At 44.2% G+C, this 6,663-nt stretch carries 4 protein-coding genes (1 of these 4 only partly in view); 3 read left to right on the forward strand and 1 reads right to left on the reverse strand.

Going from position 1 to position 6,663, the window contains the following annotated elements; genetic code table 11:
* Positions 1–2,881: the 5' portion of a pyruvate:ferredoxin (flavodoxin) oxidoreductase gene (nifJ, locus tag GXO74_05360; GenBank protein NOZ61088.1), read on the reverse strand. Its footprint begins 662 nt before the window's first position; the window shows 2,881 of its 3,543 coding nt (coding positions 1–2,881); the start codon lies at positions 2,879–2,881; its stop codon lies beyond the left edge, outside the window.
* Positions 2,882–3,331: 450 nt separating this feature from the next.
* Here nifJ and GXO74_05365 point away from each other — a divergent pair, with 450 nt between their 5' ends.
* From GXO74_05365 to GXO74_05375, 3 genes are all read left to right on the forward strand, one after another.
* Positions 3,332–5,500: a TonB-dependent receptor gene (locus GXO74_05365; GenBank protein NOZ61089.1), complete on the forward strand. Its 2,169-nt coding sequence runs from the start codon at positions 3,332–3,334 to the stop codon at positions 5,498–5,500.
* Between the two features lie 4 nt (positions 5,501–5,504).
* A complete protein-coding gene (locus GXO74_05370) occupies positions 5,505–5,978 on the forward strand; it encodes a winged helix-turn-helix transcriptional regulator (GenBank protein ID NOZ61090.1) in 474 nt (157 codons plus the stop codon).
* A 158-nt stretch (positions 5,979–6,136) separates the two neighbouring features.
* Positions 6,137–6,520 carry a hypothetical protein gene (locus GXO74_05375; GenBank protein NOZ61091.1) on the forward strand — a complete coding sequence of 128 codons (384 nt, stop codon included), beginning with the start codon at positions 6,137–6,139 and terminating at the stop codon, positions 6,518–6,520.
* Positions 6,521–6,663 lie beyond the last annotated feature (143 nt).

Raw genomic sequence — 6,663 nt, forward strand, 5'->3', positions numbered from 1 at the left:
CGGAAAGCTCTTTGACTCGGCGCAAAATTTTCTTCAGATCGCCTTTCGCTTTATCAATGGCGTCAGGCAACAATTGCTTAATTTTCACTACATTTGCTTTTGCTTCTTCTTCTTTGGAATCCCACAAATCTTTCGCTTTTGCAAGCGCATCGCGCAAACTGCCAGCCACGCCATTAGCAAGAGCCTGCTCCACATTATAGAGCAACTGCTTGCGGTTGGCGTTCACTGCCAGACGAAAACCTAATCCGTACTCCGCATTGTCCTCAAACAGCGAATTTGCCCACGCCGGACCATGTCCGTCTTTGTTTTTAGCGTAAGGCATTGTCGGAAAAGTCGCGCCCCAGATCGAGGAACAGCCGGTGGCGTTGGCGATTAACAAGCGGTCGCCGTACAGTTGAGTAATTAATTTTACGTACGGCGTTTCGCCGCAACCCGCGCAAGCGCCGGAGAACTCCAGCAGCGGTTGTTTGAATTGGCTACCTTTTAGCGTTTCCAGTTTGACAACAGTGCTCAGCACGTCGTTGGGAATAGCTTCAAAAAATTCCTGATTGGCGTTTTCGCCGGCTTTTCTCTCTTCTTCAATTGGCGCTTTCTCCAGCGCGTCTTTGGGACATTCGTTGACGCAGACCATACATCCCTGGCAATCTTCGATATAAACCTGTACTTTGAAATCGTATTTTTCGCCGTCGCGGCTCAGTGCTTTGAGAGTGGTAAAAGTATCAGGAGCGTCTTTGAGCACATCGCGCTCGATGAGTTTGGTGCGAATCGCCGCGTGCGGACAAACAAAAGAACATTGGTTGCATTGAATACATTTGTCCGGAATCCAGCGCGGGACAAAAGGCGCCACCCCGCGTTTTTCCAGCTTCGCCGTATTTGAAGGCACAAAACCGTCAAACGGCATGTCGGAAACCGGGATTTCGTCGCCCTTTTCGCGCATAATTTTTTCGATCACATTTTTGACAAATTTATCGGAGTCGTCGGGAACGAGCTTTTTCATTTCGCGATGCATTTTAGGCATCTCCTCGGGGACAGGGATTTCTTCCAAAGCCTCGTCTGTTTTATCGACGGCTGCCCAGTTCATCTTGACGACTTCTTCGCCTTTTTTCTTATAGGTTTTTTCGATCGCTTTTTTGATCATTTTGATGGCTTCCTGGCGATCCAGCACTCCGGAAATCAGGAAAAAAGCCGTCTGCATCACAGAATTAATTCTGCCGCCCAGTCCGACCTCTTCGGCAATTTTCAAAGCATCGATGTTGTAAAATTTGATTTTCTTTTCAATGATTGTTTTCTGCATGTCTTCGGTCAAATTTTCAAAGGCTTCTTCTTTGGACCAATTTGAATTCAGCAGAAAAACACCGTCTTCTTTTATTCCTTCTAAAATATCATATCTGCCGACAAACGCCTGATTGTGACAGGCGATAAAATCCGCCGCAGAAACCAAATAAGGAGACTGAATAGGTGCTTTGCCAAAACGAAGATGGCTGCGCGTGATGCCGCCCGATTTTTTCGAATCGTACTGAAAATATCCTTGCGCGTAAAGATCGGTGTTGTCGCCGATAATTTTGATGGAATTTTTATTAGCGCCAACAGTACCGTCCGAGCCAAAACCCCAGAATTTGCAGCTAATTGTTTCTTCGGGCAAAGTATTGATATTTTCTTTGATCGGAATTGACAAATGAGTCACATCATCTTCGATGCCTACAGTAAATCCGTGAAAGCAGGCGTCATTCAAATGATCGTAAACCGCCTTGATCATTGACGGCGTAAATTCTTTCGAAGAAAGTCCGTATCTGCCGCCGATGATCGTGAGGTCTTTTCTGTCTTTCAGCGCCGCCACAACGTCCAAATAGAGCGGTTCGCCGATTGATCCCGGCTCTTTCGTTCGGTCGAGCACGGCAATTTTTTTCACAGTTTCAGGAATCGCTTTTAAAAAATGATCGACTGAAAATGGGCGATAAAGGCGAACTTTTAACAGACCCACTTTTTCATCGCGATTGGCAGTTAGCCAATTGATCGTTTCCTCGATGGCTTCACAGCCGCTGCCCATGGCAATAATCAGGCGATCCGCGTCCGGCGCACCGACGTAATCGAATAAATGATATTGCCGTCCGATTTTTTCAGCAACCAGATCCATGTATTCCTGCACAATCTTCGGCGTTTCCGTATAGTATTTATTTACCGTTTCGCGACCCTGAAAATAGACGTCCGGGTTCTGCGCGCCGACTTTTATTCGCGGCATTTCCGGATTCAACGCGCGACTGCGAAATTTTTCCACATATTTCATGTCCAGCAATTCATCCATGGTGTCATAATCAATCTCTTCAATCTTCTGAATCTCGTGGGAGCTGCGAAAGCCGTCAAAAAAGTTCAAAAATGGCACTGACGATTTCAGCGTCGCGAGATGAGAAACAACCGCCAAATCCATGATTTCTTGAATTGAGGCGGCAGCCACCAGCGCGAATCCGGTGTTGCGAGCGGACATGACGTCTGAATGGTCGCCGAAAATGGAAAGCGATTGCGCCGCGAGAGAACGCGCAGAAACGTGAAACACTGTCGGCAGCATTTCTCCGGCGATTTTATGCATATTAGGCAACATTAACATCAATCCCTGTGAAGCGGTAAATGTTGTCGTCAAGGCGCCAGCGGAAAGAGCGCCGTGAACAGCGCCGGAAGCGCCGCCTTCGGATTGCAATTCGACAACATCAACTTGCTGGCCAAACAGATTTTTTCTACCTGTAGCCGACCAAAAATCTGCCAACTCTCCCATCGGAGAAGATGGCGTAATCGGATAGATCGCCGCCACATCGCTAAACGCGTAAGCCACATGCGCAGCAGCAGCATTTCCGTCCATTGTCACTTTCTTAAACGTTTTCATAGCCATTCACCTCATCATAATTAAATTAATCTTATCTTCCTTCTCTGTCCTAACTTTTCTATTGCGTAAAATACTCAAGCGAAATTAGGATTTTTCTATCAATGATTTGAATAATGACGGGGAAAGAAGGGTTTGGGCTCCGTTTGAAAAAAAATTAGTCATTAATATACAAATTCACAAATTAAAATGCAATGTTTTTATCAAAAATTTGTCCCTTTTGATTTAATAATTCACTGGGACAAGTCTAATAACCGCCCACAAGAAAAACGACCAAAAAGCAGCACAGACCCAAGGTGTGATTTTTTTCACAAAATATCACTTTTTCCTTGACTTCAATGTTTTCTTTTGTTATATTTCGCACATACGAACATTTCGTAAATACGAATCAAATTGACAAACAAACGAACACATCTTTTTAATCAACTAAATTATCATTAATTTCCGGAGGCTTGTTAAATGAAAACAGGACTGTTTCATCACCGTAACTCTTTATGGTTTTCTTTTCTGGGCGTTTTTGTCGTTTTGGCTACTTTGACGAATTTGTCCCTGGCACAAAAAGGTAGCACAATAAAGGGGAGGGTCGCTGACGCTAAAACAGGATCGCCTCTTGTCAGCGCCAACATTATCCTTGTTGGTACAACGATTGGCGCCGCGTCAGATCAAAACGGCTTTTTTGAAATTGCTAACGCGCCTGGCGGAACCTACCAAATAAAGGCGACGTACATTGGCTACAAGTCACAAGAGCAAAAAATTATCGTTGAAGCAGGAAAAAATGTGACTGTCAATTTTTCTTTAAGTGAAGATTTTTTTCAAACTGAACAAGTCGTTGTCACTGCCACGCGAACGGAAAAGCTCTTGCAGGACGTTCCTGTTCCCACTGAAATTGTCACTGCGGCGGAGATTGCCGAAAAAGGCGCTGAAGATGTTTCCGAAATTTTGGCAGACAGACCCGGCATCAATATCGAATCGGGCACATCGGGAAATAAATTTTTGTACATGAACGGCGTGGACAGTCGGAGAATTCTGATTCTGGTGGACAATGTGCCGCAGACAGGGAAATTGAACAATCGCATTCCACTCAATTTCATCGACGCTGACAAAATTGATCACATTGAAATTGTCAAAGGCCCGGGTTCGGCACTGTATGGAAACGACGCCTTGGGCGGTGTTATTAACATTATTACTCGCGGCTTTGCCCGCGGCCTCAAAATTCAAGCTAACGGCCGCACCGGCTCAAATGATCTTTACAGCGGCAACGTAAATTTTTCCGGTTCCTTTAATCAACTTGGCTACTATTTCAATATCGATCATTTTCAAAAGGGATTTGATCAAGGCGCTTCTGAAATTCAAATAAAAGACACAAAATCTAACAGCTTCATCGGGAAATTGAAATATAACTTTGCCAAATTGGGTGAGATTCAGATGCAAGGTGAATTCAAAGCCGACGAACAAAACTCAGAGTCCTCGTTCATGGGCGGCATTAGTGAGAATCTCTCCAAAAATAAGAACGTCAACACAAATTTAGTCTGGAGAAATTCTCTCGGAGACGCCTTCAACTGGCAATTTACCGGCTACTATTCCGACAATTTTCGCACCTATGAAAGCGCTTCACAAAGCTCTCCTTCGCCAGCATCAGTGGACACAACAACGGATCAATTAATCGGCTTAAAATCTGATTTTACGTACCGTCCTTTGAATCAAACGAAGTTCGACTTTGGCTTTGATGTCTCCAAAAATGACTATGAAAATGCGCGACTGACGAACGTCCAAGCTCGAAATCAAACCGGCGTTTTTGTTCAGCTTGAACAAAATATGTTCAAGAAAATCACGTTGCTGCTCGGCGGCAGGTACGATAAAATCACTGATTTGAAAAGTTATTTCAGCCCGCGACTCAGCGCCATGTATGCTGTCAATTCCGATTTAAAAATTCGCGGATCATGGGGCGGCGGATTCCGCGCACCCTCTTTCATTGAATTGTACAGCGATTTCCCGATTCCGATTCCCGGAATGCCCATGCGCGTTCTCGGCAATCCTGATTTGGAACCTGAGACCTCAATTGGCGGTAACATAGGTATTGAATATTTTTACAAATCACTATTTTTGATCAACGCCACCTATTTTCACAATAACTTCAAAGACCTGATTGTCGATTACCAGGCGGCGCCTTTGACCTTCAGTTACTTGAATGTTGACAAAGCCACATTCAGCGGCGTTGAACTGCAAACGCGATTATATTTAGCGGAGAATTTGACGACCACGCTCTCTTACAATTATACAAACATGAGCAGCAACCAGGAGGACGTCGCTTTTTCAAAAATATCTCCGCACACCGGTTTCGTAAGAATAGTTTACGCTTTGTTTAATAAAAAATTAAAACTTTCCCTCAGGGACCAATTTTTCAGTAAAAGAAATATTCTGGTGGTTTCCGGACACTCAGGAGATTTCCAGAAAGTGGAAAAAAATCCTTACCATCAGCTCGATCTTACTGTCAGTTATCGGCTAAACAACTTGCTCGGCCTGCGCGTCGGCGTCAACAATCTGACTGACTACACTGATAAAAATTATGGTCCTTATGTGGGAAGACGAATTTTTGTCGGATTCAACACCACATTTCAAAGGAAATAGCCCAATGCCCTCGAAAGATGCTGCACGTTTAGCAGAAATTGCGCCCCGAATCATGAATGCGTTCCATGATTTGGGGCGTCAACACCCGGACAAATCAAAATTGTCCATGCGCCAATATCAGGCGATGATTATTTTGCACGCCAGTGAAACCTTGAGTTTGTCGCAATTGTGCCAAAAACTCAGCCTGGCTCCTTCCACGGGAACCGAACTGGTCAATCGCCTCGTCAATCTCGGTTACCTTAAGAAATCAACCGAGAAAGAGGACCAGCGTCAGACAAATTTATTCCTGACCAAAAAGGGAACGAAGGTCGTCTTCGAACGCAGAAAAGTCGTCTCGGAAATGATCACGAGCTTCTTATCCGTTTTTTCTGAAAAGGATCGCACCCTGTTTGTGGATTATTTTGAAAAAATCTGGGAATTGATCGCCAAATATGAACCGCACAAACCAACATCTGCATCAGAAACTCAGGGCAAATAAGCAGTTTTTTGTGTCTGGCGTTGCGGTTTATGTTCCAGAGACCCTAATTTGATCCGCGATGAGCTGACAAAGCGCGGCTAGCGAATGGCAGCTTTAATGCGGGAAAATCTAATTCGACAAAAAAGTAGTTTAATTTTACAACAAGGAAACTCATTCGCATGAATACGCTTCTTTTAATTGGCACCCGTATCGTTATTATTGCGCTGATTGGATATTCCATCGGCATTTTTATCGAACAACGAAAACGAAAAGTCACCGTCACTGTATTAACTGCGCTCACGATCGGCGTTATTTTTGACATCACAGCAACGATTTTCATGATTATCGGCTCGCCCAATTCGCCGTTTACAATTCATGGATTTTTAGGATATTCAGCGCTATTGGGAATGTTAATTGACACAATTCTTGTTTGGCGATTTTTTCTGCGCACCGGCGAACCAATTCACGTTCCGCATTCGCTGCATATTTATTCTCGGATTGCTTATGGCTGGTGGGTAATTGCGTTTGTCAGCGGGGGATTGATGGTGATGTTGAAAGGGTGAGGTTTTATTTGAATTGTTTTTCAAAATAGCAAAGCAAGGCTAACGAAAATCAGTCAGCCTTGCTTTATTTTGCTTATTACAAAAATTTACCTTACATAACTCTCCCACTTCTCTTTCAAACCGGGATCTTTCATCGTCTCCAT

This window comes from Calditrichota bacterium, from assembly GCA_013152715.1.
Taxonomy (GTDB): Bacteria; Zhuqueibacterota; Zhuqueibacteria; order Thermofontimicrobiales; family Thermofontimicrobiaceae; genus 4484-87.